25 protein-coding genes, 2 pseudogenes and 1 riboswitch are annotated in these 25,630 nt (G+C 38.0%); of the genes and pseudogenes, 8 read left to right on the forward strand and 19 right to left on the reverse strand.

What is annotated here, in order from left to right; translation table 11 throughout:
* Positions 1-13: 13 nt before the first annotated feature.
* From QNH48_RS16120 to QNH48_RS16150, 7 genes are all read right to left on the reverse strand, one after another.
* Positions 14-442 (reverse strand): acyl-CoA thioesterase, encoded by a 429-nt coding sequence (locus QNH48_RS16120; RefSeq protein ID WP_283951092.1) that lies wholly within the window; start codon positions 440-442, stop codon positions 14-16.
* 4 nt (positions 443-446) lie between these two features.
* Complete coding sequence (locus tag QNH48_RS16125) at positions 447-2,792, reverse strand: AAA family ATPase (protein ID WP_283951093.1); 2,346 nt, start codon at positions 2,790-2,792, stop codon at positions 447-449.
* 254 nt (positions 2,793-3,046) lie between these two features.
* A complete protein-coding gene (tlp, locus tag QNH48_RS16130; protein WP_133371582.1) occupies positions 3,047-3,262 on the reverse strand; it encodes a small acid-soluble spore protein Tlp in 216 nt (71 codons plus the stop codon).
* Positions 3,263-3,400: 138 nt separating this feature from the next.
* Positions 3,401-3,544: an acid-soluble spore protein N gene (locus QNH48_RS16135; RefSeq protein WP_283951094.1), complete on the reverse strand. Its 144-nt coding sequence runs from the start codon at positions 3,542-3,544 to the stop codon at positions 3,401-3,403.
* Between the two features lie 72 nt (positions 3,545-3,616).
* Complete coding sequence (locus tag QNH48_RS16140) at positions 3,617-3,748, reverse strand: FbpB family small basic protein (protein ID WP_034672833.1); 132 nt, start codon at positions 3,746-3,748, stop codon at positions 3,617-3,619.
* A gap of 151 nt (positions 3,749-3,899) precedes the next feature.
* Positions 3,900-4,433, reverse strand: a complete 534-nt coding sequence (locus QNH48_RS16145) for a redoxin domain-containing protein (RefSeq protein WP_283951095.1) — start codon at positions 4,431-4,433, stop codon at positions 3,900-3,902.
* Positions 4,434-4,572: 139 nt separating this feature from the next.
* Complete coding sequence (locus QNH48_RS16150; protein ID WP_283951096.1) at positions 4,573-5,361, reverse strand: class II aldolase/adducin family protein; 789 nt, start codon at positions 5,359-5,361, stop codon at positions 4,573-4,575.
* Positions 5,362-5,505: 144 nt separating this feature from the next.
* Here QNH48_RS16150 and QNH48_RS16155 point away from each other — a divergent pair.
* A pseudogene (locus tag QNH48_RS16155) lies at positions 5,506-6,536 on the forward strand (NAD-dependent epimerase/dehydratase family protein).
* A gap of 105 nt (positions 6,537-6,641) precedes the next feature.
* On the opposite strand, the gene abc-f reads toward QNH48_RS16155, so the two are convergent.
* From abc-f to acnA, 3 genes are all read right to left on the reverse strand, one after another.
* Positions 6,642-8,351, reverse strand: a complete 1,710-nt coding sequence (abc-f, locus tag QNH48_RS16160) for a ribosomal protection-like ABC-F family protein (protein ID WP_283951097.1) — start codon at positions 8,349-8,351, stop codon at positions 6,642-6,644.
* A 253-nt stretch (positions 8,352-8,604) separates the two neighbouring features.
* On the reverse strand, positions 8,605-9,558 hold the full coding sequence (locus tag QNH48_RS16165; RefSeq protein WP_283951098.1) for a phosphotransferase enzyme family protein: 954 nt from the start codon (positions 9,556-9,558) through the stop codon (positions 8,605-8,607).
* A 52-nt stretch (positions 9,559-9,610) separates the two neighbouring features.
* Positions 9,611-12,322: an aconitate hydratase AcnA gene (gene acnA, locus QNH48_RS16170; protein ID WP_283951099.1), complete on the reverse strand. Its 2,712-nt coding sequence runs from the start codon at positions 12,320-12,322 to the stop codon at positions 9,611-9,613.
* A gap of 359 nt (positions 12,323-12,681) precedes the next feature.
* Between acnA and sspO the strand changes: the two genes are divergently transcribed.
* Positions 12,682-12,831 (forward strand): small acid-soluble spore protein SspO, encoded by a 150-nt coding sequence (sspO, locus tag QNH48_RS16175; protein WP_045521763.1) that lies wholly within the window; start codon positions 12,682-12,684, stop codon positions 12,829-12,831.
* 43 nt (positions 12,832-12,874) lie between these two features.
* On the opposite strand, the gene QNH48_RS16180 is transcribed toward sspO, so the two are convergent.
* Positions 12,875-13,144, reverse strand: a complete 270-nt coding sequence (locus QNH48_RS16180; RefSeq protein WP_283951100.1) for a hypothetical protein — start codon at positions 13,142-13,144, stop codon at positions 12,875-12,877.
* A 114-nt stretch (positions 13,145-13,258) separates the two neighbouring features.
* Here QNH48_RS16180 and QNH48_RS16185 point away from each other — a divergent pair, with 114 nt between their 5' ends.
* Positions 13,259-13,399 carry a small acid-soluble spore protein P gene (locus tag QNH48_RS16185; RefSeq protein ID WP_179292521.1) on the forward strand — a complete coding sequence of 47 codons (141 nt, stop codon included), beginning with the start codon at positions 13,259-13,261 and terminating at the stop codon, positions 13,397-13,399.
* 203 nt (positions 13,400-13,602) lie between these two features.
* On the opposite strand, the gene selA is transcribed toward QNH48_RS16185, so the two are convergent.
* Positions 13,603-15,009: an L-seryl-tRNA(Sec) selenium transferase gene (selA, locus tag QNH48_RS16190; protein WP_283951101.1), complete on the reverse strand. Its 1,407-nt coding sequence runs from the start codon at positions 15,007-15,009 to the stop codon at positions 13,603-13,605.
* Between the two features lie 96 nt (positions 15,010-15,105).
* Between selA and QNH48_RS16195 the strand changes: the two genes are divergently transcribed.
* Positions 15,106-15,498 (forward strand): Hsp20/alpha crystallin family protein, encoded by a 393-nt coding sequence (locus tag QNH48_RS16195; RefSeq protein ID WP_283951102.1) that lies wholly within the window; start codon positions 15,106-15,108, stop codon positions 15,496-15,498.
* A 98-nt stretch (positions 15,499-15,596) separates the two neighbouring features.
* Here the strand turns inward: QNH48_RS16195 and QNH48_RS16200 are convergent.
* Positions 15,597-15,782: pseudogene (locus QNH48_RS16200) on the reverse strand (Rdx family protein); the annotation flags it as partial.
* A 205-nt stretch (positions 15,783-15,987) separates the two neighbouring features.
* On the opposite strand from QNH48_RS16200, the gene selD reads away from it, so the two are divergent.
* Entirely contained in the window at positions 15,988-17,040 is a 1,053-nt protein-coding gene (gene selD, locus QNH48_RS16205; RefSeq protein ID WP_283951103.1) for a selenide, water dikinase SelD, read from the forward strand.
* A 164-nt stretch (positions 17,041-17,204) separates the two neighbouring features.
* Here selD and QNH48_RS16210 read toward each other — a convergent pair whose 3' ends face one another.
* Together QNH48_RS16210 and QNH48_RS16215 are read right to left on the reverse strand one after the other, a co-directional pair.
* On the reverse strand, positions 17,205-18,170 hold the full coding sequence (locus QNH48_RS16210; protein WP_283951104.1) for an L-threonine 3-dehydrogenase: 966 nt from the start codon (positions 18,168-18,170) through the stop codon (positions 17,205-17,207).
* A 58-nt stretch (positions 18,171-18,228) separates the two neighbouring features.
* Entirely contained in the window at positions 18,229-19,419 is a 1,191-nt protein-coding gene (locus tag QNH48_RS16215; RefSeq protein WP_283951105.1) for a glycine C-acetyltransferase, read from the reverse strand.
* 264 nt (positions 19,420-19,683) lie between these two features.
* Between QNH48_RS16215 and QNH48_RS16220 the strand changes: the two genes are divergently transcribed.
* Positions 19,684-19,971 carry a hypothetical protein gene (locus QNH48_RS16220; RefSeq protein ID WP_095246929.1) on the forward strand — a complete coding sequence of 96 codons (288 nt, stop codon included), beginning with the start codon at positions 19,684-19,686 and terminating at the stop codon, positions 19,969-19,971.
* Between the two features lie 21 nt (positions 19,972-19,992).
* Here QNH48_RS16220 and QNH48_RS16225 read toward each other — a convergent pair whose 3' ends face one another.
* Positions 19,993-20,991 carry an NAD(P)H-dependent flavin oxidoreductase gene (locus QNH48_RS16225; RefSeq protein ID WP_283951106.1) on the reverse strand — a complete coding sequence of 333 codons (999 nt, stop codon included), beginning with the start codon at positions 20,989-20,991 and terminating at the stop codon, positions 19,993-19,995.
* A 211-nt stretch (positions 20,992-21,202) separates the two neighbouring features.
* Positions 21,203-21,304: riboswitch (purine riboswitch) on the forward strand.
* Between the two features lie 116 nt (positions 21,305-21,420).
* On the opposite strand from QNH48_RS16225, the gene QNH48_RS16230 reads away from it, so the two are divergent.
* Positions 21,421-22,014, forward strand: coding sequence for a xanthine phosphoribosyltransferase (locus QNH48_RS16230; RefSeq protein ID WP_283951107.1), 594 nt, complete (start codon positions 21,421-21,423; stop codon positions 22,012-22,014).
* Entirely contained in the window at positions 22,014-23,327 is a 1,314-nt protein-coding gene (locus QNH48_RS16235; RefSeq protein WP_283951108.1) for a nucleobase:cation symporter-2 family protein, read from the forward strand. The genes QNH48_RS16230 and QNH48_RS16235 overlap by 1 nt, the downstream gene beginning before the upstream one ends.
* A 51-nt stretch (positions 23,328-23,378) precedes the next feature.
* Here the strand turns inward: QNH48_RS16235 and QNH48_RS16240 are convergent, their stop codons facing one another.
* From QNH48_RS16240 to QNH48_RS16250, 3 genes are read right to left on the reverse strand one after another with little or no spacing between them, the layout of a single operon-like run.
* Positions 23,379-23,804, reverse strand: coding sequence for a Ger(x)C family spore germination C-terminal domain-containing protein (locus tag QNH48_RS16240; RefSeq protein ID WP_283951109.1), 426 nt, complete (start codon positions 23,802-23,804; stop codon positions 23,379-23,381).
* Between the two features lie 41 nt (positions 23,805-23,845).
* Positions 23,846-24,502 (reverse strand): Ger(x)C family spore germination protein, encoded by a 657-nt coding sequence (locus tag QNH48_RS16245; RefSeq protein WP_283951110.1) that lies wholly within the window; start codon positions 24,500-24,502, stop codon positions 23,846-23,848.
* Positions 24,499-25,611, reverse strand: coding sequence for a GerAB/ArcD/ProY family transporter (locus tag QNH48_RS16250; protein WP_283951111.1), 1,113 nt, complete (start codon positions 25,609-25,611; stop codon positions 24,499-24,501). Before QNH48_RS16250 ends, QNH48_RS16245 begins: the two co-directional genes overlap by 4 nt.
* Between the last annotated feature and the right edge of the window lie 19 nt (positions 25,612-25,630).

Consider the following 25,630-nt stretch of genomic DNA (forward strand, 5'->3'; position numbering starts at 1 on the left):
AAAACTCTTACGGTTACTTCTTCTTTATTTCTTCATACTTCAGGTACCATTCAGGAAACGCCTTTTTGAATGCAATCGGTCTAAAGTTGTCCTTTTTGACAACAATATGAGTCGAAGTACCTTCTGCACAAACTTCCTCGTCCCCATTTATGATGGAATACCCATAAACAGTTTTAAGCCCGTCATTTTTTTCAATCCAAGTCTTTACGAAACCTCTATCACCATAACGTAACGGTTTTTTATAGGTAGCTTGGATGTCATATACGGGTGCAAAATACCCTGCATTCTCCATATCTACATAACTATAGCCAAGGTCCTCAATTAATCCGCTTCTGCCGAGTTCAAAATACTTCAAATAGTTGGCATGATAGATGACACCCATCATGTCCGTATCTGCATATAAAAGTTGAATCTCTCTTGTAGAAATAAATAAAGTGTCCATTTCTCTATTCCCCTTCCCTAATCAAAGGAAATTTAGTAAGCGCCTTTCCCGCATCTTCACTTTCAATATGGATGGCCTTTTCTAATAATTCCTCTTCCTCTGTCACTCCTATAAGCCTCATTGCTTGTGCTTGAATCATTTCATCTGCTAAATTGGTAGCAAATCTTCCGTTCCCTTTGAATGTATGATTTTCAATACTTTGTTTTAAAAAAGCTATTGCACCTTCACTTAATTGGTATTGAAAGTTATCTACATATGTCTCGATAATCGCAATAAGCTCTTCCGCTGAATAGTCAGGAAACAGGAAGAATTTTTTAAATCTCGAGCGCAAACCAGGGTTGCTCTCTAATAGCCGGTCCATTTCATTGGGGTAACCTGCAAGGACCACAACAAGATTTTCATTGTGCTTGGTCATTTCATCAACAAGAGTGTCGACTACTTCCTTACCGAAATCACCTGCTGTTTGGCTTAAGAGCGAATAGGCCTCATCAATAAATAATACTCCGCCAAGAGCCTCGCGGATTTTTTTCTTTGTCTTTCCTGCTGTTTGACCCACATATCCTGCCACGAAATCAGCCCTGCTTGCCACAATTAAATGACCTCTTTTTAACATTCCACATTCTTTCAGGAGCTCTGCATATATTTTTGCCACTGTGGTTTTACCAGTGCCGGGATTCCCAGTGAAGACCGAATGAAGCTGAATAGGTACCGTTGGAAGCTTCTTTTCTTTTCTAAACTGCTGCATTTTAACAAAGGAAAATAGTGTTTCTAATTCACCTTTTAGTTCAGTCAAGCCAATTAACCGACCTAATTTATCAAACGGAGATTCCCGATTTTCACTCTGTTCTACTTCAAAATCCTCTTTATCTAAAAGGGTATACGTGAGAATGTTCTCATTTGATTGAGGATAATCAGACCCTTTTTTAAAAATGGCATCTAACACAATATTGCGAACGGATCGCGCATTGCCGAAAGTATCATCCACCCGTTCCTGATCAAGGCGATGATTAATTTCAATCTTCGCTTCCTCCGTAAGGATATAATCGTTTTCTGAGGCAATTTTTTCAGCAATCGATATTAATTCCTCATTGGAATAATTAGGTAAATGAATGAGGTTAGATTGAGGAAATCGGCTTCTTAGTCCAGGATTTGCATCTAAAAAAATACGCATTTCATCAGGATATCCCGCCAAAATTACGGCAAACCTCCCACCGTATTCCTTTCCCGTCATTAACGAAACAAGAGTATCAACCGCAGTTTGCCCATAATCATTTCCAGTTTGGCCCTCTCGTTTTAAACTATAGGCTTCATCAATAAACAGCACCCCGCCAATCGCTTTCTCAACTACGGAGCGTACGTTTTCCTCTGTTTGACCTACAAAGGCCCCTACGAGCTGTGATCTATCAGTTTCAATCACTTCAGGACGCGGCAGGACTTCAAGCTCATGATAGATTTTAGCTAATAAACGGGCGATGGTTGTTTTCCCTGTTCCTGGATTTCCAGTTAGAACCATATTAAGACTTAATTCATCCTTTATTTGGAAACCAAGCTCTTTCCGATCCTTTTGGTATTTTAAAAACTGGTAAAAATCATTGACTCGCTTTTTTACGATATCCATCCCAATCATTTCATTTAATTGGTCCAAGGCATTTTCTGAATCCTGTTGGACGTCTTCTGCGACAATAAAGAGATTCTGCCATTCTTTTTTTATAACTTCGAGGCTGGACAAATGTAATTTTAGGTCTTCATAATAGGTGGCCGTATGAAAAACACCCTTAATCGATTCCTCATACTCCTCAGCAGCCTTTAATAAGTTCCCGTTAACTTCAATAGCTTCAGTAAGCAAATCAACCAGTTTTTGATATTGAAGAGAAAGTGGTTCATTTCTCAATGCCTCAGCAAGATTCCTCTTCTCGGTAAGATTCTCTATATGATCATCTGCTTCTGCTAAGAAGTTTTGACAAATTTGTATGTATTGCTCAGCCACTTTCTTCTTTGCAGTTCGATTATCTGTTTCCCTTATTGCGGGAAATTCTAAGATATCTAAAATGTCTTTTTTCTTCTTCCAATCGTACTGTATGAAATAGGACTTTGCCATCTCGTTATCTGGGTGTAAATCTAATGCTTTTTGTAACCAAGCAAAAGCTAATGTATCTTGGTTCTTGCGCGTTAAACGCGAAAGTGCGGCCATTGTTAACATTTTTGATATAAGTACGGGGTTTGATTGGCCTCTAATAGCTGTTAATAGCTCATTTTCATTGGCGATAAACCCGTTTTCATTCAGCTCTTTTTCCCAATGGGTAATCTGTTCGGTTTGGTCAATTGGTGGATTTGTTTGTTGTCGTATCATAGGATCACTTCTTCTTCAAAATTTCCCTTTTATCTTACCACAACCAGACCATCTAAATGAAATTCAAAGATTTAATGTATAGGCTGTATTATATTAGTCTGTTGATTGGAGCTTCAGGCACTTCGCGGACCTTAGGGCGGTTAGAGTCTCGTGCCTTCCGCTCCAATCAACGAGTTGCAAAAATCAACAGTTAGCGTTAATACAGCTAATAAATAAAGGACCTGTAGAATTGAACAGGTCCTTCAACTATTGCTTTAGACTTCATCCTTAATTTCTGCTCGGTAGGATTCGATACTTTCACGGCGTCTTTCGTTTTTCGCGTCAATCTGCTGGAGTTGTGTTTCGCTATCAGTGAATGCCTTTGAATCTTCTGCAGCTTCAATGTTTTCTAGTGTATCATGTATCATCGCTTGAAGCTTTTCAGCATTATCACTACGGTCGTCTGGTTTCGGTTTGTTGTTATAAGTCATAGAATTTCCCTCCTAGGTGGTGTAGTGTTACAGATATAGTGTGTAACTTATTGAAAAAAATATCACAGAAAATTTCTGTTAGGATAAAATCACAAAAAAGACCCGCGGGCTTGTGCCTGACGAGTCTTAACCACTTTTTTATTCACCTTTAGTTTGGATGACTTGCGCATGCTTACCAGATGTATCTTGATGGGTTTTACCTTTGTTTCCTCCAAAGCCCCTGGATTTTGTTCCAATATGATTAGGGGCGAAGTGTTTACTATCTCTTTTCGGATTACTCATGTATATCCCTCCTCCTTAACATTTTGTCCGTTTTAAAGGAGGAACATGATTGGTAATCTATGTGAGTTTACGTTACTCTGCTTTTCCAAGTCGCTTTTCCTCTAAACGCATTTCAATTTTTTCCATCGCAGCTCTATCTTTCAAAAGTTGACTTTTATTTTCGGATACAAGTTCTGCAAAGGAACGTTTTCTAGGCTTTCTCATGTATTTCACCTTCCTTATTAACTATTCTAACAGTTATTATGCCCGGAAACGGTTTCAATTATTACAACTTTTTGAAAATTAAAAGAAAATTCTACTTTAAAGCGTTACTATGTTAGAACAAAAAAAGACATTGGATTAGTTTATCCAATGTCTATTTCAGATCTTTGGTATATTGTTTCATAGCATCGAGATTCATGGCCCCGATAAATTTGTTTCCAATATTGCCATTCGTATCGATAAAATACGTGGTTGGGATGGAAAGGACTTGATAGGTTTCGTTTACTTTATCTTCAGCATCTAAAGGAATCGGAAAGGTAATACCATTTTCATCTACAAAAGCTTTTACATCTAAGTGTGGGTCAATGTTTACGGCTAAAATAACAACCTCATCCCCAGCTTCTTTATGAAATTCCTCCATGGCTGGCATTTCTGCTTTACATGGCGGACACCAAGTGGCCCAGAAATTGAGCATAACTTTTTTTCCTTTTAAATCGGATAGTTTAACAGTATCTCCCGATAATGTTTTAAGTTCAAAATCAGGTGCCTTTGCCCCGACTTTTAAACCACCCATATTCGCAGCTTCCTGGCTCACATTTTCGGGTTCAGCCTTTTTATCCATAGCCTGCACAATCGCAACTCCAAGTAAGGCTATTAACACAACAACAGCGATGACTTTTTTCACCATAGCCGAAAACACCCCTTGATTCAATAATATGCTACATCGATTTTACACTATAAAGTCAGTTGAAATACAGGTTGTATATGCCAAATATGTGACAATTTAAAAACAGTTTAGTAGAAGTATTCTAGAAAAGCAAATCAAATTACTTATTTAAGGCGTTAAGAACACTGGTTGTTACCCGGTCTACAATCAGGTCAATATCTCTTTTTGATAATGTCTGTTCATTCACGGAAGTCACTTTCTTTGCATGAGTGCCTTCAGGGACATCAACGCCCTTCGGGGAAACCCCTTCTAATCCCATCATCGTTTTAAGATCAATAAGCTTAGCAACATTTTCTTTGGAAAGTTCGCGATCCCCTTTTAATAGTCTGGAGATCCAATTAATTTTTGCCGTGAACTCTAAAGATTCCATTAAATAATAAGCGTTTTCTAAATTCTTCCCCCATGTCAAGGCACCGTGGTTTTCCAATAATACCCCTTGATGATTGTGGACATGTGTTTTGACGGCCTTTGGTACTTCATCTGTAGAAGGTGTCCCATATTGGGCTAAGGGAATCGTCCCCAAGGATACAACAGATTCTGGCATAATTGCCTGATCTAAAGGAATTCCTTCGGTAGCAAAAGCAGTTGCATACGGGGGATGAACATGTAGGACTGCATGTTCATCTGAACGCTCACGATATACCAGCAGGTGCATTTTCATTTCCGAAGTAGGAGTATAATCACCTTCGATGACATTTCCTTCGCTATCTACTTTTATAATCATATCTGGGGTTAAGAATCCTTTACTAACATTAGTTGGAGTGATTAAAAACTCATCTTCACCAATACGGACAGAAATATTCCCATCATTAGCTGCAACGAATCCTTTTTCATATACACGTTTTCCGATATCGCATATTAGTTTTTTATATTTTATTTCAATAATCATCTAAACCCTGCTTTCTTTTATGAAAACAATTGTTTACTCATAGTATACCCTTCTCGTAAATGATATTAGAGTTTTATGCCTAGATTAAATTACCACAATTTTACGGAAATTTGTTACTATGAAATCACGGAGAGGAGTTGGATTATGAAGATACTTGTTTTAGGGGGAAGTCGCTTTTTAGGTAGAACATTTGTAGAGGCTGCTCAATGGCAAAACCATGAATTGACTATATTTAATCGCGGGAATCAAAATGATGGGTTTAAGGATGTTGAAATTATTACGGGTGATCGTTTTGGTGACTTAAACGAACTTAAAAACCGTTATTGGGATGCTGTGTTGGACACAAGTGGATTTATTCCTTCCTCGGTATTAAAGTCCACCGAACTACTAAGAGACCGAGTAAAGCATTACACCTTTATTTCAAGCATTTCTGTTTACAAAGATTGGATTCAGGAAAATCTCGATGAAACTTATCCTGTTTATGAAATGTCATTAAAGGAAGCAAATGAACTTTCTAAAATGGCGTAAATTATGAGTATTACGGGCAATTTAAGGCTTTATGTGAAGTGGTTGCCGAGAATAATATACCTGGGCGTGTTGCAAATATTCGTGCTGGGCAATTGGTCGGGCCTAATGATTATACAGACCGCATTCCATATTGGATAAATAGAATTGCAGCAGGCGGTAAAGTCCTAGCACCAGGGAATCCAAATAGACCTGTACAAATGATTGATAATAAAGACTTATCAAATTGGATATTAAAGTTAATGACGAATGAGACAACAGGAACATTTAATGCAACCGGACCTGATTATACCCTTACCATGAAAGATTTTCTCGATATATGCATAAAGGTAACAGGCTCTAATGCAGAAGTCGTTTGGGCTTCTGAAAAATTCCTTCTTGATAATAGGGTGGCTCCATGGACGGAAATGCCGCTTTGGGTGCCGGAAGAGTTCCCTCTAGAACCAGAGCTTAAAGAACCTTGGAAAGGCGCCTTTACTGTTAATATTTTAAAAGCCATTGAAAGCGGGCTCACTTTCCGTCCTATTGAGGAAAGTTTAGTTGAAATATATGACTGGGAAAGGAAACGTAGTCTCGCTGAGAGCGAATGGAAATCTGGAATGCGGTCAGATAGGGAGAAAGAATTGCTTGAATTGTGGTCTAGAAAATAAGAAAAATTGTTTATCGCTGATATAATCGAATTAACTCTGATAATTAGAAATGGTCCCTGCTAGAGGGACCATTTTGAGGGCAGTTTACGCTGCTCTTTTTCCTTTTTACATTAATTTTCTTTTTTGCTTCAATAGTTCGTTGAATTCACAATCTAATTCCAGGTATTTAGGATTTTTTTGGTCAATTAGTGATAATTCACCCAAGATTGTAGCGATTCGATTTTCAATGATCATCAATGTTTCTTTTTTATCAATAGGTTCAGTACCTTTGGTTTTATTAAAATACTCATCTGGCTTCATTTCCACACGTTGAATTCTTTGGTTCTCGAATACAAGGAGTTTATCACACAGCTTATTTAAAAAATAGTAATCATGAGAAACAGTAATGATTGTACCTGCGAATTCATTTAGTGTTTTTTCAAGTTGTTCCCTGCTTGGTAAGTCTAGGTGATTGGTTGGTTCATCTAAGATTAGAACATCATAGTCCTTCATAAGCATGTCAACTAACTTCACCCTTGTTCTCTCTCCGAGACTCAAAGTTCCAATGGGCTTCGTAATAAACTGTTCCTTTAATCCCAGATTGGCAAATAATGTCCTCGCCTTGAGAATGTTTTCTCGGTCAGTAAACCCTAATGCCTCTAATGCAGTTTTATTAACTGGTAAGTCATCAACATCCTGACTTAGGTAAGCAGCCTTTAAAGATTCACTTTTCCAAAGCTCACCGCTAGAAACGGGTGTTTCACCAAGGATCATTTTAATTAAAGTCGTTTTACCGCAGCCGTTTTCTCCTAATAAACCAATGCGCTCTCCGTGATTAATATAAAAATGAGAATCGTGGAATAAGAATCTTGCATCAAACGTTTTTGTTACACCCTTTGCCTCAATTATCCTTTTACCTCTACTTCCTTTCGTATCAAACTCAAATCTGACCTTTGTCTCCTCAAGAGGTTTGTCGACCTTGTTTTTTTCAAGCTCGCTCTGGAGCCTTTTCATTTTGGACTTCACTTGAGCATCACGTTTTTTCGCCTTTACCCGGTGATATTCTTTATTACCAAAATCTCTTCCTTGTTTAGTTGATGTCCTGTGAGCTTTCTCGGACCAGGACGATAATTGCTCCATTTGCATTTCTATTTCCTCTTTTTTACGTTGTTGTACCTCATAATGGTGCATTTGTGTTTCCAGCCTGTGCTGTTTTTCCTTTTGATAATCACTGTAGTTACCATTGTAAAAGTTAATCTTTTTATTCTCTATCTCAAAAATACGTGTCACCGTTTTATCCAAAAAATGACGATCGTGAGAAATAATCAGCACGGGTCCTTTAAATCTCTGCAACTCTTCAATCAACCACTCTATCCCTTTAAAATCAAGGTGGTTGGTCGGCTCATCGAGAATTAAGAATCCTGGCTTGGATGCCCACACGTTGGATAATGCGAGTTTCAACTTCTCGCCACCGCTTAAATGGTTTAAACGCTTCTCTTCCCATTCATAAACCTTTTTAAGACCTAATTCACTTGAGTGCTGCAAGATTTCTCCCTCAGCTGCTAGAGAATTTTGAAATTCACTGCCTTCATAATCAATGGACTGTGTCAGGTAACCAATACTTAATTCCGGCGACTTCTCAACGAAACCCTTATCAGGTGCAAGTTTACCTGTTAGGATATTAGCCAATGTCGTTTTGCCGGTGCCATTATAACCGACGAGACCAATTCTTTCGCCGTTTTTTATTTCAAAAGAAATATTGTCTAGGATTTTCCTTAGATTAAAGTTCATTTCTATTCCAGTTACTTTTATAATTGATAAATTATTTTTGTTCATAAAAAAACTCCCTTCGATTGAACCTGAAGAGAGAGTTTTAAGTCAGACGTTTACGCATTCATAAAAAGCATACGTTAATAAACCTAAAAAGGCTTAATAACGATGTTTTGATTGAAATATAAACGTTCAGGACTAAAAAAGGATAGACTAATCCTATTCTTCAGGTTCACCATTTTTCGCTATTCGAATAAATGTGCTGAAAAAATAGATTATAACTTCATTCCTCTTTACCATTCCTTTACGTTTGTTATATTTATTGTATTTTACCTAAACCGAAATTGTCAATCATTTCCCTAAAATTAACATCTGAATACGGCTTTCCACTCTCAATATTATTTTTTAAATCGGAAAGAGTATAGTTCTGCCAATCCTGTAAATTTTCCATATCCCACTTTTCCAAAAATAAAATATACAAAAAAATCTCTCTAATTTTTAAAAAGATTGGAATTTGCTGAATGAGTTCTTTGCTGATTGTGTGTTCCTGCTGATAACCTCTTAAGAAATGCTCCCAGAACTCCCTGCTGAATTGTTTATTTTCGGGTGTAAAAGATGATGCTTGCCAATAAGCATGATAAAAGGAAGCAGCTAAATCATATGCAAACCAATGATAAGCGGAATCATCGAAATCAAATACAGTAATTCCTCCCTTGTTCACAAAGAAATTCCCCTGGTGAAAATCATTATGTATGAGTCCAAAGAGATCAGTATTCATTTCAAAATCTCCAAGTTGCTTTAAAAGTTGATCATATCTGTTTGCTATTATTTTTGATTTGATTTTGGGTGAAAGATTTAATAGGTCAGGATAATCTGGGCTCCATGTTAGTCGGTCTAACCTAATATCTTTTGATACCTGGTGCATCTTTCCGCTAACTCTTCCCCATTTAAAAAATAAATTCTTGTTCCATACCTCAGGATCATTTACATCGACAGGATTTCCCTTTGCTTTTTCGAAACAAACAATATAATGTTGATCAGTGCTTTCGATCATCTTTCCATTAGGTGATTTTATAGGCAAGGACACTGGTACCCCTTTTTCTCCAAGTGCTTGTAGATAGTAAATTTCACTTTCAATTTCAGCAAGACTTCGTCTGTTGCGTGAAGAGAGTCTAAAGATTAGGTTTTGATACCGGAATACTGTGTTGTTAAAGCCTACACTAATTGGAATAAGGTCCTTCGTATCTATTCCATATATTTGATCTAACGACATAATTAGTCCTTTCTAAAAAACCACCATGCAAAGCTGCATGGTGGTTTGAATATTATGCTTCTTGTAATTTTTCGCGAAGTACCATTGGAAGGATACCACCATGACGGTAGTAATCAATTTCAACTTCAGAATCGAAGCGAACAAGTACTTCAAATTCTTTCTTGTTGCCTGCTTCATCAGTAGCAGTAACTTTTAGTAAATCACGTGGTCTTACATTTTCACCGACTTGGACGTCGATTGTTTCTTTACCAGTTAAACCAAGTGTTTCAGCGCTTTCGCCGTCTTTGAACTGAAGTGGAAGAACACCCATTAACACAAGATTTGAACGGTGAATACGCTCGAAGCTTTCAGCAAGAACTGTTTTAATGCCTAGAAGGTTTGTACCTTTCGCAGCCCAGTCACGTGAAGAGCCCATACCGTAATCTTTACCAGCAAGAACAATAAGTCCAGTGCCGTTTTCTTTGTATTTCATGCAAGCATCATAGATCGGTGTCACTTCGCCTGTTGGCCAGTAAGTGGTTACTCCACCTTCTGTACCTGGTGCGATTTGGTTACGAATACGAATGTTTGCAAATGTTCCACGCATCATTACTTCGTGGTTACCACGACGAGAACCGTAAGAGTTAAAGTCACGTGGCTGAACGCCTTTTTCCAATAAATATTTACCAGCTGGAGTGTTCTTACCAATTGCTCCTGCAGGTGAAATATGGTCAGTTGTAACAGAATCCCCAAATTTTGCTACTACACGTAGGTCAGTTAATGGTTCAACTGTACCTGGTTCAGGTGATAAGCCTTCAAAGAATGGTGGGTTTGCAATGTAAGTGGAATCTTCATCCCAAGTATATAATGGCTCATTGCTTGTTTTAATTTCGTTCCAACGCTCGTTATCTCCGAATACATTTGCATATTCACTGCGGAATAGTTCAGGAGTAACTGTGCGTTTCACAACTTCATTTACTTCAGCAGTTGATGGCCAAATATCTTTGAAGAATACATCGTTACCATCTTTGTCTTTACCAATAGATTCAGAAGCAAAGTCAATGTTCACTGTACCAGCTAATGCATAAGCAACAACTAGTGGTGGTGAAGCTAGATAGTTACCTTTTACAAGCGGGTGAATACGTCCTTCAAAGTTACGGTTACCTGAAAGTACAGATGTAACTAATAGATCGTTTTCAGCGATTGTTTTTTCAATTTCTTCTTTTAGTGGACCGGAGTTACCGATACATGTTGTACAGCCGTAACCTACAAGGTTGAAGCCGATTTGCTCTAAATATGGAAGTAATCCAGAATCACGAAGGTATCCAGTTACAACTTTAGAACCTGGTGCTAATGAAGTTTTAACAAACTTAGGAACTTCCATTCCAAGTTCAACTGCTTTTTTCGCAACAAGACCTGCACCCACTAAAACATATGGGTTAGATGTATTTGTACAGCTAGTGATAGAAGCAATCGCAACTGCACCAGTTTTAATCGTTGTTTCGTCACCGTTTTGGAAATTAACTGTAGCCGACTTTTCAAGCTCATCTGCTTGTAAGCCGAATCCCTGGTTTCCTTGTGGAGCAGAAACAGCCTTTACGAACTCTTCTTTCATTTTTGAAAGTGGGATCAAATCTTGTGGACGCTTAGGACCTGAAAGATTTGGTTCAATAATAGAAAGATCAATTTCAACTACATTTGTATAAACTGGCTCAAGGGTAGGATCAAAGAATAATCCATTTTCTTTGCAATATTGTTCTACTACATTGATATCCTCTTCTTCACGGCCAGTTAAACGCATATAGGCAAGAGATTCATCATCAATTGGGAAGAATCCACAAGTTGCACCATATTCAGGAGCCATGTTCGCGATTGTTGCACGGTCTGCTAATGGAAGTACAGATACTCCAGGACCGAAGAATTCAACAAATTTACCAACTACGCCTTGACTGCGAAGTACTTGAGTTACTTTTAGAGCAAGGTCAGTAGCAGTTGCGCCATTTGGAAGCTCACCTGTTAACTTAACCCCAACTACTTCAGGTACTGGGAAGTATGAAGGCTGTCCAAGCATTCCTGCTTCTGCTTCAATACCGCCAACGCCCCATCCAAGAACGCCTAGACCATTAATCATAGTAGTATGTGAGTCAGTACCAACTAATGTATCTGGATATGCTTCTAATTCACCGTCAGCATTTTCTGCAACATGAACAACATCTGCTAAGTACTCAAGGTTAACTTGGTGTACGATACCCGTTGCAGGCGGAACTGCGCGATAGTTATTGAATGATTTTTGAGCCCAGCTTAGGAACTGGTAACGCTCTGCATTACGTTCGAATTCTAAATCCATGTTGACACGTAAAGAGTCAGCAGAACCGTATGCATCAACCTGAACGGAGTGGTCAATAACAAGGTCAACTGTTTTCTCTGGGTTAATTTTATCTGGATCGCCGCCAAGGTCAGCCATTGCTTTTCTTAATGAAGCCAGGTCAACGACTGCTGGAACACCAGTGAAATCTTGTAGGATAACACGTGACGGTTTGAATGGAACATCTACTTCTTTAAGTTCATCTGTTCCCCATTTTGCTAAGTTTTCAACGTGCTCCTTTGCGATGACACGGCCATCATATTGACGAAGCACAGATTCAAGTAATACTTTTACGGAATATGGCAATTTAGAAACCTTGCCAATACCAGCCTCTTCAAGTGCACTTAAGCGGTAGTAGTGATAACGTTTACCGTTTACTTCGAAGGAAGTACGTGCGTTAAATACATCATTTTTCACCATAGTGAAACCCCCTCATTCGTCATCATTAACTAAAAAATTAACGAAAAGTCGAAAAGTTTGAATATTCCCATCCATCCCTACTTTTCTCACAATTCTAATCTTAATACAACCTTTTACATATGTAAATAACAAGAAAGTTATTGTGCATGATAAGTTTTCCTTATGTTTTTTATGTAAAGTGTTCAAAATATTTAGAAAAATCTTATAAGACCGTATAACTGGAAAATGATAAAGATTAGAATTGTGAACGCTTTTATTATCTCAAAAAACTTTTTTGTTGTCATTTATTTTCCCTTAAAAGGAAATATTATCACTACCAGAGAGAATTCTACAGAACTCTCGGGTAGGAGGTGAATGGGATGCAAAGGAGAAAGTCAAATCATGTAATTCCTGGTGCGAATGCTGCTAAGGGTCAGGGGCAAGGAGCAGGTTTTAACGAGGAAATGGCAAACGAACCTTTAACAATTAAGGAAAAAATGAACAATAAAAAACGGAAGAAAAATCAATAATGGTAAAAAAGCAGGAGTTGCCCCCTGCTTTTTAGCCTGATTCTTATTCTGGCAGATTTACTTCTGCTACGATATTTTGCAAATCCTGTTGAAAACGCTCAAGCTGTGCTCTTTGGTGTTCGGAGGCTACTTCCAGTGCATTTTCAATTTGTTGATAGGCTTCATTAACTTCTTCTTTTAAATGCTTCAATTGATGGCCGTAACTTGCACTATCACTTATAATGGATGCTGCAAGTCCTTGTGCCTCTTCATATCCTTGCTGAGCAGCTTGAAAAGCCTGTTGTTTATCCTTATTGTATGGATATTGCTGCATAGACAGTTTCACTCCCCTCCATCTTTTATAACGTTAAATTGCACAGCGGAATAACAAATTATTCAGCATAAAAACTCTTCAGCATTACATCCTAACATTATAGGAGGGATGAAAATGGTGAACAAAAACGACGGCAAGGATATGAGAAGAAATCAACCAAAGATATCTGGCCAGCCTGAGCCAATGAGTGGATCAAAAAAAGTAAAGAATCGCAACCATACACGCCAAAAACACAATTCACATCATGATATGTAGAAAAGCGGAAGGCGCCTGTTTATCGGCAACAGGCATAAGACGAGCCGGCTGGAAGGTTGTCCTTTAACCTTCTAGACGGATTGGCTTATGACCCCGAGCCGATGGCGCCTGCAGCTAGACAAATGAAAAGCGGATGTGACCGGAAGGTAGATTGGACCAAAAGAATAGTTCTAACCCCCTCTAGACCGTAGAGGGGGTTAGATTTATAATTGTATTAATGATTGAACCAAAAGCTTTTCTTCTTCCTTTGTTACGGTTCTTAGGTCGATGATAAACTCATCCTTTTGAATTCGTCCGATAATGGCTGGTTTGAATTCTGTTCTCAATTTTCTTCCTACTTGTTCTGCAGTAAGGGCATGGTGTTTTAAAGAAATAACCATGGTTGGAAGTTGAACGTCCGGCATCGTTCCCCCGCCAACTTGACTTGTACCAGGGAAAATTTTGGCCTGAAAATACTCAGTACCTTGTAACAAGTTTGTAACAAACCTCTTCGATCTTTCGTCTAATTCTTCAATAGAAACTAATAAATCACGGATGGTGGGAATGTTTTGGACTCCCTTTTCCCCACGTGCGTAATCAATTAAGGTCCCTTCGAGTGCTGCTAAAGTCATTTTATCGACCCGAACTACTCGGGCTAATTGGTGTTTTTTTAAACGATCAATAATTTTCTTTTTCCCAGCAATAATTCCAGCTTGAGGTCCACCCAGCAGCTTATCTCCACTAAACGTTACAAGATCTGCTCCCATTTCAATGACTTCCTTCACAACAGGTTCTTCTCCGATTCCATGTTTTCTAAAGTCAAATAGTGCACCGCTGCCAAGGTCTTCATAAAAAATAACTTCTTCATCACGATTTGTAAGCTGTATGAGATCTTCGGTTTCCACTGATTTGGTAAAACCAATTACTTTAAAATTACTTGTATGTACTTTCATGACAATCGCCGTTTCAGGATTAAGCGCTTTTTCATAATCATATAAATGAGTTTTATTTGTTGTTCCGACTTCGATTAATTTCGCTCCGCTTTCTTCCATAATAGAGGAAATACGGAATGAACCGCCAATTTCTACTAACTGACCTCTTGATACAATTACTTCTTTATTTTCTGCAAGCGCTCTTAATACAAGATAAACGGCAGCAGCATTATTGTTGACGACCATTACTGCTTCTGCACCGGTAATTTCTTTAAGCAGAGCTTCTACATGGCTATGTCTGGAACCGCGCTCCCCTTCATTTAGCTTATATTCGAGGTTGGAGTAATTTTGCGCTGTTTCCACTACATGACTGATAGCATTATCGCTTAACCTTGCTCTCCCAAGGTTTGTATGAAGGATCGTTCCAGTACCATTGATTACTTTTTCAATTGTATAAGAAAATTGTTTTTTTATATTTACCGCTAATCGTTGAAAAACTTCATCTATAAATTGATTGGTGCCTGGAGTTGCACCATTCCAGTCTCCATTTAATAGTAACAGCCTAATTTGATCGACAGCTTCTTTTAACTGTTTTGTCAGCTGAGTAACATCTAGATGATTCTCCCTAAGGAGAGCTTCGAACTGTTCATGATTTTGCAATTCATGGACAGCTGGAATTGAACGTAACCATTCCTTCACTACAAAAACTCCTTTACTATTCCTACTTTATTCCTATTATACCATTTCACATTTTCATTCGGAATGAATAAAATAAACCGAGCAAGGGGGATCGTTATGAAATCGAAAAAAAATATACAGCCAATTGATTTTGACCTTGTGGAAAAGTGGTTGGAAAACTACTGCCTTGATCCTCTAACTACCCAGGATGATTTGACTCAATTTCGAATCGATTTATACGAAACAGATCAAGAATGGATTGTTGAGGCATTGCTTAACGAGTATAACAGCTCTGAAATTAAAGTTTTTATAGAAGATAAGAAACTGATTATTACTGCTGATAAATCTTCCACGCCCTCTAATCAACAAAAAAGAGTTCGGACTATTCAATTCCCCTTTCAGGTTATTAATCAAAAAGTAACAGCAAATTATATTAATGGAATATTAGAGGTTCTTATATCAAAATCTGAAAAAGGTTTAGGGAAAAATTGCTTTATCACACTGCCCTAAGGTTTATCTTAAGGCATGATTTTTTATCAGTCAGTTAACATGATATCTTTATAAAAAACAATAAGCCCTCATATCTTATTTTGATATGAGGGCTATGTTTATTTTTCTGAAATTTTATTAATGATATCCTCGGTGTCAGGAAATACACCCGTATCGAGTTTGGAATAAATCTTTTCTCCATTGACAGTTACTTCAAATGCTCCGCCGGATACAGGGATTAGTTCCATTTTTCCAATCTTTCGGTTAAAGTGCGTAAAAAGTTCTTCCGCGAAACTCGCGGCTTTTGGTGCGTAGTTTCATTGCATGCAAAATTCTACAATTACATGATAGTTGTTCATTTTAACTCCTCCGTGAATATAAATATATTTCCTACATTGACACAGTAAAAACATTTTATCGTAAGGATTTTTTCCTAGCAAATTTTTTGCTTATATCTAGTATGTGCGATTTTTAATGGAAAGAGTTATACTAATAAATGGAGGTGGATTTATGAGTGAGCAAGAGAAAATACGCCTAACCTCTTTATCAACTAAAGCAGGCTGAGGATGTAAAATTGGTCCTGAGGACCTAGCGCAAGTTTTGCGCCTATTACCAAAACAAGACTCTGTTCCAGAGTTGCTAGTGGGGCATGAAACTTCAGATGATGCAGGTGTTTATCAACTAACGGATTCGATTGCCTTAATTCAAACGGTCGATTTCTTTACTCCAATTGTGGACGACCCATATATGTTTGGACAGATTACTGCGGCTAACGCATTAAGTGACGTTTATGCAATGGGTGGAGAACCAAAAACGGTCTTAAATATTGTAGCATATCCAATAAAGAAGCTTGGTGCAGAGATGCTTTCAGATATTCTCCGCGGAGCAGCAGATAAAGTAAAGGAAGCTGGAGCACTTACCGTTGGAGGTCATTCCATTGATGATCAAGAGCCTAAATTTGGTCTTTCTGTTACGGGAATTGTTCATCCAGATAAGGTTTGGAAGAATGTTGGAGCGAAGCCCGGAGATGTATTGGTTATAACAAAGCCGATTGGTGTTGGTATTATCACTACCGGGATTAAGCGGAGTGTGGTAACACCTCAACAAGAACAAATTGTCACAGAAACAATGGCTGAGTTAAATAAGACGGCTGCAAAAATTTTAATGAACTATCATCCTCATGCTGTAACGGATGTAACAGGCTTTGGCTTGTTAGGACATAGCAGTGAAATGGCACGCGGAAGTAATGTGAGCTTTGAGATTTCCTACTCTAAGGTTCCAATTCTTGAAGGTGCATTAGAGTTAGCGAGAGATGGAGTGGTCCCAGGTGGATCAAAGTCAAATCACAAATGGATACTCGAAGATGTTGAATATGAAGACTTGCTTTCTGAGGAACAATTAGTTCTATGTGATGCTATCACTTCTGGGGGGCTGCTCGTTTCCATGAGTGAAGAAGAAGCTGTCCAATATGTGGACAATCTTCATTTAGCAGGAAAACAGCATGCTGCTATTGTTGGCAGGGTTACCGAAAAGAAAGAGAAATTAATTTATGCGAAAAGATAACAGCGTGGCGCGCATGCCACGTTGTTTTTTTATAAAAACCGTACAGCTTTTACAATTAGCTATATAAAAACCTAAAATATGCACAAAATGACTATTTTGAAACATAAAAAAAATAGATGCCCGATTAAATCAGGTCATCTATTTCTATCAGAACACTTACAAAATTAGGCTCGAGTTTTGTTCATTGTTAGTTTATTTGTAAGTTTACTAATCATATCTTCTGTCATTTTCGCTAAATCATATTCGAATTTAAAGCCCCACTCTTCTTCTGCGGCAATGGCATCGATTGAATTTGGCCAGCTGTCAGCAATTGTTTGACGAACAGGATCAACATTATACATCAGCTCAAAATTAGGAATATGTTTCTTAATTTCATTGGCAATTCCTTCAGGATCAAAGCTCATCGCCGTTACATTAAACGAATTACGGTGTTTAAGCTTGCATGGGTCTGCCTCCATCAAGTCGATAATCGCATTCAATGCATCGGGCATATACATCATATCCATGTAAGTCCCTTTGTCGATGTAGGATGTATATCTGCCATTTTTAATGGCTTCATAGTAAATTTCAACCGCGTAGTCCGTAGTTCCCCCACCAGGCAGTGCAACGTACGAAATCAAGCCTGGGAAACGTAATCCCCTCGTGTCGACTCCGAACTTTTGATAATAATAATCTCCTAAAAGCTCACCAGCTACTTTGTTCACTCCATACATCGTGGTCGGACGCATAATCGTGTCCTGTGGTGTGCTGTCTTTGGGTGTTGAAGGACCAAAAGCACCAATTGAGCTCGGTGTGAAAAACTGTGCATTATGCTCTCTGGCAGTTTCTAACGCATTCATCAAACCACCCATATTTAAGTTCCAAGCTAAAACGGGCTTTGCCTCTGCTGTAGCAGAAAGTAATGCGGCTAAGTGCATAACCGTATCCACCTTATATTTCTTCGCTACTTCACCCATTCTATTTAAATCTGTTACATCAACAGTTTCGAAGGGGCCGCTCTCTGCTGCCTCACTGTCATTCTTTTTAATATCAGTAGCAATAACATTATCATGACCATACGTTTCCCGTAATTTCATCGTAAGCTCAGAACCAATCTGTCCTAATGCACCTGTAATTAAAATTCGTTTCATTCTTCTCCGTCCTCTTCACATATGTCATAATATCTCGCCCATTGAAGGGTTTCTATGATTAAATAATGCCCATATCCTTGCCGACTTTCTCATATATAGCAATGGCTTCATCAAGCATTTCTTTCGTATGTGCAGCTGTTGGCATATTACGAACACGTCCTGTTCCTTTTGGCACCGTAGGGAATACAATCGCCTTAGCATAAACTCCCTCTTCATTTAAACGTTTGCTGAATTGCTGCGTTAACGCTTCGTCACCAATAATACATGGCGTAATCGGTGTCTCACTGTTTCCAATATTAAAGCCTAATTCCTTTAAGCCTTTTTTGAGATAATCTCCATTTTCCCAAAGCTTTTTGTTAAGCTCGGTGCTTTCCATTAAGATTTCAATTGATGTCTTGCTTGCTGCTACATCTGCGGGTGTTAAAGATGTAGAGAATAGGAATGGACGACTGCGAACCTTTAACCAGTCAATTAAATTCTTCTTCCCTGCAACATAGCCACCTACTACACCAATAGCCTTTGAGAGGGTTCCGATTTGGAAATCAATTTTATCAGACAAGCCGAAATGCTTAACAGTCCCCGCTCCATCACCAAGGACACCCGATCCATGTGCATCATCTACATATGTAATCAGGTCGAATTCTTCAGCAATTTTAACGATTTCTGGTAATAATGCAATGTCCCCATCCATTGAGAAAACGCCATCGGTAATTACCATGATTTTATTGTATTGCCCAGATTCCTTCGCTTCCTTCGCCTTTCTACGTAAATCTTCCATATCCGAGTGGTTTACACGTATAATTTTCGCTCTTGATAGACGACAGCCGTCAATAATGGAAGCATGGTTTAATTCATCGGATAAAATCGCATCATTTTTATCCATAACAGCCGAAATAGCAGCCATGTTACAATTGAAACCAGATTGATAGGCGATCGCTGCTTCTGTATGTTTAAATTCTGCTAGCTTCTCTTCCAGCTCAACATGAAGCTTTAAAGTTCCATTAATCGTACGAACAGCTCCGGCTCCTACACCATATGTTTCAACTGCCTCCGCTGCTGCTTCTTTTAATCGTTCATCTGTTGCTAATCCTAGGTAGTTATTGGAAGAAAGATTGACTAACTGTTTACCATTTATTGTAATCATTGGACCATTAGGACTTTCTAATGGATCGATGACATTGTATAGACCCTTCCCTTTTAAATCTTCAAGGTTTTCGTTTAAAAATTGCTCCAAAATCGTACTGGACACAAAAATTCCCCCTTATTGTCGTTAATAGAAAAACATTTGTCCGTCTCAGGCGGACAGTTAGGTGTTCGATAAATACCAGTATAAAAGGATTTCTGTAATATACTTTACCACGATTTTAATGAAATGTGCATACCTAGAGGACATTCCGTGTAAAAAATTTTCATTATTAGGTTATCCAATTAGAAATCAGGTTATTTTTCAAATGGAGGAAAAAATGTATAATGGAAGGCATACTCTTGTTTAACCATAGAAAGGATGTACCACGTGGAGTTATTGTCATCACTTTTTTACACAATTATCGTTGGCGGTATATTTGTCTTCATTTTTATTTACCTTTATGATTTGTTATTTGGAGAGAAACAACAAAAACAAATTCGTAAAATCCAAAAATACTACCGTCAAGAAAACATCAAAAAAATAGAACTGCTCGAGCATCAACCGAAAAAATACACCTTATATCAGGTGAAAACAGATAAAGAAACAAAACGAGTGAAAATAAAGCCAGGCTATAAAGTGGTCAAAATGGTAAAGAAAAAAGAACCTTCCCAGTAGTATTGGGATAGGTTCTTTTCGTTATTTTAAAGTTAATCTGCTTAATTTCGCAGAAGTTTGATTAACTTTTTCCAGGGCTTCTTGGTATTCCATTTCTAAGCGATTGATAATATCTGATGCAGATTCAATTTTATCAATTGCTCCTACACCGTGTCCTGCCGACCAGATATCACGCCACGCTTTGGCATCTGACTTACCTTGTAAACCATCAAAGTCCACTTTTTCCTTTTTAATCAATTGTTCAGGATCCATACCTTCCTTAACGATACTTGGAATGAGCATATTTGCCTTAACTCCAGAAAAAGCATCGGTTAAAATGATATCCTCCTGTGTCGATTTGACAAGCATTTCTCGGTATTCATCATTTGCCATACTTTCAGTTGCTACAATAAATCGTGTTCCCATATAAGCTAAGTCAGCCCCAGCTGCCTGTGCAGCTAATATCCCCTTACCCGTTGAGATAGCTCCCGCAAGAACAATGATTCCATCCCAGAAGGTGCGGACCATATCAACAAAAGCGAAGCTGTTAATTTGTCCGCTGTGTCCACCCGCACCGCTTGCAACTAAAATTAAACCGTCAACACCTGTTTCTGCAGCTTTTCGGGCAAACTTGAGATCGCTGACATCGGAAAAAACCAGCCCTCCATATTCATGTACAATTTCAACAACATGTTTTGGACTACCTAAAGAAGTGATAACTAATTGAGGTTTGTGTTTTTTTATTAAAGCCAATTCATCCTGAAGACGACTATAGGTGCTATGTACAACCATATTCATAGCCCATGGTGCAATTTTACGCTCCGGATTTGCCGCCCTAGCATCTGCTAATTCATCATTTAACTGCCCCATCCATTGATCAAGTAGCTCGATGGGCCTTGCATTTGGTGCCGGAAATGAACCGATGACACCATTTAAGCAGCAATTCTTTACTAGTTCCGGACCTGAAACCAAAAACATCGGTGCCGAAATGACAGGCAGCCGAAGCTGATTCCACCAATTTTCAGGGATTGATTTTTGCATTTAAGACTCTCCTTCATTTTGGAATTTTCTGAATAGACTTCCTACTTAAATAGTACCTGAAAATGAATGGTTATTCAATCATAGAGTGAAGCCTTTTATTATAATGAATAAAGCGTTTTCCTGACACGAACAATGGGGTTTTAAAAATCACGATCGTTCGTCTTTTGCCAAAAAACAATTGATTTCCTTTTTCACCATGTTATAATGTGTGTATAAATTCATAGGTTTCACTCATATAATCGCAGGGATATGGCCTGCAAGTTTCTACCGGATTGCCGTTAACAATCTGACTATGAGTGGGTAATGAAGTAACGCTATTTTTTTGGCGTTCCATTATTGGTCTATTAAGCCCAAATGTCATTGCCTCACTCAGATTTGAAGTGAGCAATGGTGTTTGGGCTTTTTTTATTTTTTCATAGGGGGATAAACATGAGATTACTAGAAGAAAAGATTAAAAAGGACGGCAGAGTCCTAAATGAAAATGTGTTAAAGGTTGATTCATTCTTAAACCACCAAATAGATCCTAGTTTAATGAATGAAATTGGCAAAGAGTTTACCAAGCGATTTGCAGGTGAAGGAATTACAAAAATCGTAACAATCGAGTCATCAGGTATTGCCCCTGCTGTTATGGCAGGATTATATATGAATGTTCCAGTAATTTTTGCGCGAAAAAGAAAATCAGTCACTTTAACCAATGACCTTCTGACAGCAAGTGTTCATTCATTTACAAAAAACGAAACGAATGAACTAGCGATTGCAAGTAAGTATTTAAATGATAACGATAAAGTTCTAATAATCGATGACTTTCTTGCTAACGGTCAGGCAGCTCTTGCCCTAGTAGAAATGGTCAATCAAGCAAACGCTGAGGTTGCTGGCATCGGTATTGTCATTGAAAAATCCTTTCAGCCGGGTGCTCAGAAATTGAAAGAGCAAGGATTAAGAGTTGAATCATTAGCAAGGATTGCCTCTCTAGCAAATGGAGAAGTTACATTTATTACTGAGAAAACGGAGGAATTGGTCTAATGAAACAACATCCATTTAAAATCGCATCTTTAGGAATTCAACATGTGCTAGCAATGTATGCAGGAGCCGTGATCGTTCCTCTTATCGTCGGAGGAGCTTTAAACCTTACTGGAGAACAATTAACCTATTTAGTGTCGATTGATATCTTGATGTGCGGGATTGCGACTATTTTACAAGTTTGGCAGAATCGCTTTTTCGGAATTGGCTTGCCGATCGTTTTGGGCTGTACGTTTACTGCAGTAGGACCAATGATTGCAATTGGCGGAGAATACGGTGTTTCATCCATTTACGGCTCGATCCTAGTCTCTGGATTAATTGTTGTCTTGATAGCCAGTTTCTTTAGTAAGTTAATTAAATTCTTCCCGCCTGTTGTGACGGGATCGGTTGTTACGATCATTGGCATTACCCTTATTCCAGTTGCGATGAATAATATCGCTGGCGGACAAGGAAGTCCTGATTTTGGCAGTCTTTCAAATATCAGTTTAGCTTTTGGAACTTTATTATTCATCATTTTGCTTTATCGTTTTACAAAAGGATTTATTCGTTCTGTTGCAATTCTTCTTGGTTTAGCAGGTGGAACAATTGCGGCTGCATTAATGGGTAAGGTGAATTTTGCGGCAGTTGGTGATGCGTCATGGTTCCATATGGTAAAGCCTTTTTATTTCGGTACTCCTACCTTTGAATGGACACCGATTATCACAATGACCCTTGTTGCAATTGTAAGTTTAGTAGAATCTACAGGTGTCTACTTCGCTCTAAGTGATATCACCGGAAGAAAGCTTAAGGAGACTGATTTAGCTAAAGGTTATCGTGCAGAAGGTCTTGCGATCATGCTTGGAGCTTTATTTAATGCATTCCCATATACAACCTACTCACAAAACGTAGGACTTGTACAACTTTCAGGTGTCAAAACTAAAAATGTTATCTATACAATGGGAACAATGTTAATTATCTTAGGATTCGTTCCTAAAATTGGTGCTTTAACAACAGTTATACCTACCCCTGTTTTAGGCGGAGCAATGGTGGCTATGTTCGGAATGGTTATTGCTTATGGAATTAAAATGTTAAGTAAAGTAGAATTTTCTTCACAGGAAAATCTGTTAATTATTGCTTGTTCTGTAGGAATGGGTCTTGGTGTTACCGCTGTTCCTGATTTATTTGTACAGCTTCCAGAAAGTGTGAAAATCCTAACCAATAATGGGATTGTTGCTGGAAGCTTGACTGCCATTTTCTTGAATATTGTGTTTAATGTCGCTAGACCAAGAAAGCAAAGTCAATCTTCAGAAGTTAGCGGCCAAAGTGTTGCTTTATAGGAATGAAAAAAGCTGCCTAGGTTCAGATTGAACCTGGCAGCTTTTTCATTTTCATTCATTGAGTCCAGTTCTTATGACACTAAAATCCACCTTTATATTGACTTTAGCATTCTTATACATTATGTACCATTTTTCATCCGTAAGGTTTGAGTGACGAACAGTGCTTCGATATTTATCCCCAAGGCCAAACACATCTGAATTTTTAGATTGACAATAGGCAATGAGTTTTTCAATGTCCTTTTTCATGCTCTTCCCTATTTCGGTTTCTATCAACTTCATATTTTGGGGATTACCAATATCAATCGAACTAGTTATTTCAAGTAATCTAGCGCTAAGTTTTATATCAATATCAAATTCGGGTTTATCTTTGTTTATCAGCTTGATGTTACTATTGCTTTCAATTGAATCTAAAGCTGCGACCGTTTTGTGACTCCTTTCATTCCCTCCCTTAAATTTTGGGGAATCACTTTCAATCAAAACATCCTTACTCCCAGACTTATATTTATCATTTATTAAGGCTAAAAAAAGCTTTGTTCCGTATTAATTTTGCCAACTAATTTAGCGCCTTTAAAGATGGCAACCCCTGAAAATAGAATTCCCTCTTTTTCATTTATATTTATTATAGGCATGACTGGTTCTTTTCCTACTGTGAAATGGTTATGTAAAACCTCCTGCATGGTTGAAGAAGGCATCATTTTAGCCTGGGTGTTTTGTTCCATGAACCTGAAAATATGTATCCCAATATCAGGAATATGCTCAAGTTTTAAATGTAACAAATCCCTTGCCTTTCCGTCAGTCATGGCTAAGAATGTCATATCACTAATAATAGGATCACTCGTTAACGTTTGTGCTATCTTGGTTTTACCTTGTTTTAGCATGTCTTCTCCGTATATGATAACTCGAAGCTGCCCCGAGGTTAATCTCCTAGAGGTTTTTTTATTTGCATTTGTAAGAATTCCCCTAATCGTTAGTGACTGTGATTCCACAATAACAACATCTTTAGGTGCGTTAGGATCAATCTTTAACTCAACCAACGTTCCTAAAACGGTTCCATTTTTTCCTAAGTCATATCCAACCGTTGTAATCATACCTAATCTGTCAAGTACTTTAGGTTCCGCACAGCCACAAAGAAGTAAAATGGATAAGGAAATACAAAACCATCCTTTTATTTTCATTTCATTTTCTCCTTATGGGCATTTATCTTCTTCTTTAGTCTAGCGAAAGCATATAGAACAAACGGATAACAAAACGTAATATAAAAAGCTACGCTAGCAAAGAAATCGTTAAAACGATTGATTTTTACCCGTGTATTAATAAACAGACTACTTACAAATATAATGGTTGTAAAAACCAACAAAACTCTTCTCGTTTTTATTCCAAAAATGCGTTTAGCACCACGTATAGCTGCCCACAAATAAAGCATTAGATTGGGGAGAATGATAAGAAGCCAAAAAGTTACAGCAACATACTCTGTTCTTTCGATAAAAGGGAGCTTAACAATTTTGAATAGGGAAAGAGTTGGCCAAATGGTACTTGCCAATTGCCCAGGACTAAAATAGCTAATGGCTAGAAGCATAAGGATTAAATATAAGAAAGTGGTTGCTGCGATTCCCATATGAGCATATTTTTGAACTTTATCCTTATTTTCCATATAAGGATATATTACATAAAGGATTTCGAAGCCTATTATGGTTAGAGTCATTTTATGAGTTCCCTTTAAAATGGAAACCAAATTGGATTCCATCACGGGGAGAAGGTGATCAAAGTCTGCAAAACGTAAAGGATAGCCAATGAATCCAAACATCCAAATGGAAAGCGTTATGCTAAAAAAACAAACTCCCACAATCATTCGAATCCCGCCTGTCACCCCATAAATGACTAAAAGCAGAATGGAAAATGAAAACAGCCAGACAGGTACTGTTGGGAAAACCCAAGTTTGCATGACCTCAATATAGTTTTTAAGAATAATCAAAAATACCCATAAGCAATATAGGATATATACACTGTTAAATGCCTTTCCAAGCCATTTTCCATAAACATCATGGTGTATACCATAAATATCAGTAGAACCATATATCTGTATAGTTTTAATTATAACAAAAACCACAATATGAGTAGCAAAACCTGCAATCAAAACCGAAATCCACGCGTCCTGCTTCGCTTCCATAAAGATAACACGTTGAAAACCGTGTACCCCAATCCCCACTTGTATTGCATGAATAATAAAAATTACCAAAAAGGTACTTAACAAAAATGGCGGTTTTGGTTGATATTGAACCTTCATACGTTCACCTGCTACTTAA

This window comes from Neobacillus sp. YX16, from assembly GCF_030123505.1.
In the GTDB taxonomy this organism is placed as follows: domain Bacteria; phylum Bacillota; class Bacilli; order Bacillales; family Cytobacillaceae; genus Neobacillus.

Excerpts from the sequence above, each read along its gene's own strand:
- QNH48_RS16120 (WP_283951092.1), bottom strand. The coding sequence starts at position 442 with ATGGACACTTTATTTATTTCTACAAGAGAGATTCAACTTTTATATGCA.
- QNH48_RS16125 (WP_283951093.1), bottom strand. The coding sequence starts at position 2,792 with ATGATACGACAACAAACAAATCCACCAATTGACCAAACCGAACAGATT.
- tlp (WP_133371582.1), bottom strand. The coding sequence starts at position 3,262 with ATGACTTATAACAACAAACCGAAACCAGACGACCGTAGTGATAATGCT.
- QNH48_RS16135 (WP_283951094.1), bottom strand. The coding sequence starts at position 3,544 with ATGAGTAATCCGAAAAGAGATAGTAAACACTTCGCCCCTAATCATATT.
- QNH48_RS16140 (WP_034672833.1), bottom strand. The coding sequence starts at position 3,748 with ATGAGAAAGCCTAGAAAACGTTCCTTTGCAGAACTTGTATCCGAAAAT.
- QNH48_RS16145 (WP_283951095.1), bottom strand. The coding sequence starts at position 4,433 with ATGGTGAAAAAAGTCATCGCTGTTGTTGTGTTAATAGCCTTACTTGGA.
- QNH48_RS16150 (WP_283951096.1), bottom strand. The coding sequence starts at position 5,361 with ATGATTATTGAAATAAAATATAAAAAACTAATATGCGATATCGGAAAA.
- abc-f (WP_283951097.1), bottom strand. The coding sequence starts at position 8,351 with ATGAACAAAAATAATTTATCAATTATAAAAGTAACTGGAATAGAAATG.
- QNH48_RS16165 (WP_283951098.1), bottom strand. The coding sequence starts at position 9,558 with ATGTCGTTAGATCAAATATATGGAATAGATACGAAGGACCTTATTCCA.
- acnA (WP_283951099.1), bottom strand. The coding sequence starts at position 12,322 with ATGGTGAAAAATGATGTATTTAACGCACGTACTTCCTTCGAAGTAAAC.
- sspO (WP_045521763.1), top strand. The coding sequence starts at position 12,682 with ATGCAAAGGAGAAAGTCAAATCATGTAATTCCTGGTGCGAATGCTGCT.
- QNH48_RS16180 (WP_283951100.1), bottom strand. The coding sequence starts at position 13,144 with ATGCAGCAATATCCATACAATAAGGATAAACAACAGGCTTTTCAAGCT.
- QNH48_RS16185 (WP_179292521.1), top strand. The coding sequence starts at position 13,259 with ATGGTGAACAAAAACGACGGCAAGGATATGAGAAGAAATCAACCAAAG.
- QNH48_RS16195 (WP_283951102.1), top strand. The coding sequence starts at position 15,106 with ATGAAATCGAAAAAAAATATACAGCCAATTGATTTTGACCTTGTGGAA.
- QNH48_RS16210 (WP_283951104.1), bottom strand. The coding sequence starts at position 18,170 with ATGAAACGAATTTTAATTACAGGTGCATTAGGACAGATTGGTTCTGAG.
- QNH48_RS16225 (WP_283951106.1), bottom strand. The coding sequence starts at position 20,991 with ATGCAAAAATCAATCCCTGAAAATTGGTGGAATCAGCTTCGGCTGCCT.
- QNH48_RS16230 (WP_283951107.1), top strand. The coding sequence starts at position 21,421 with ATGAGATTACTAGAAGAAAAGATTAAAAAGGACGGCAGAGTCCTAAAT.
- QNH48_RS16235 (WP_283951108.1), top strand. The coding sequence starts at position 22,014 with ATGAAACAACATCCATTTAAAATCGCATCTTTAGGAATTCAACATGTG.
- QNH48_RS16245 (WP_283951110.1), bottom strand. The coding sequence starts at position 24,502 with ATGAAAATAAAAGGATGGTTTTGTATTTCCTTATCCATTTTACTTCTT.
- QNH48_RS16250 (WP_283951111.1), bottom strand. The coding sequence starts at position 25,611 with ATGAAGGTTCAATATCAACCAAAACCGCCATTTTTGTTAAGTACCTTT.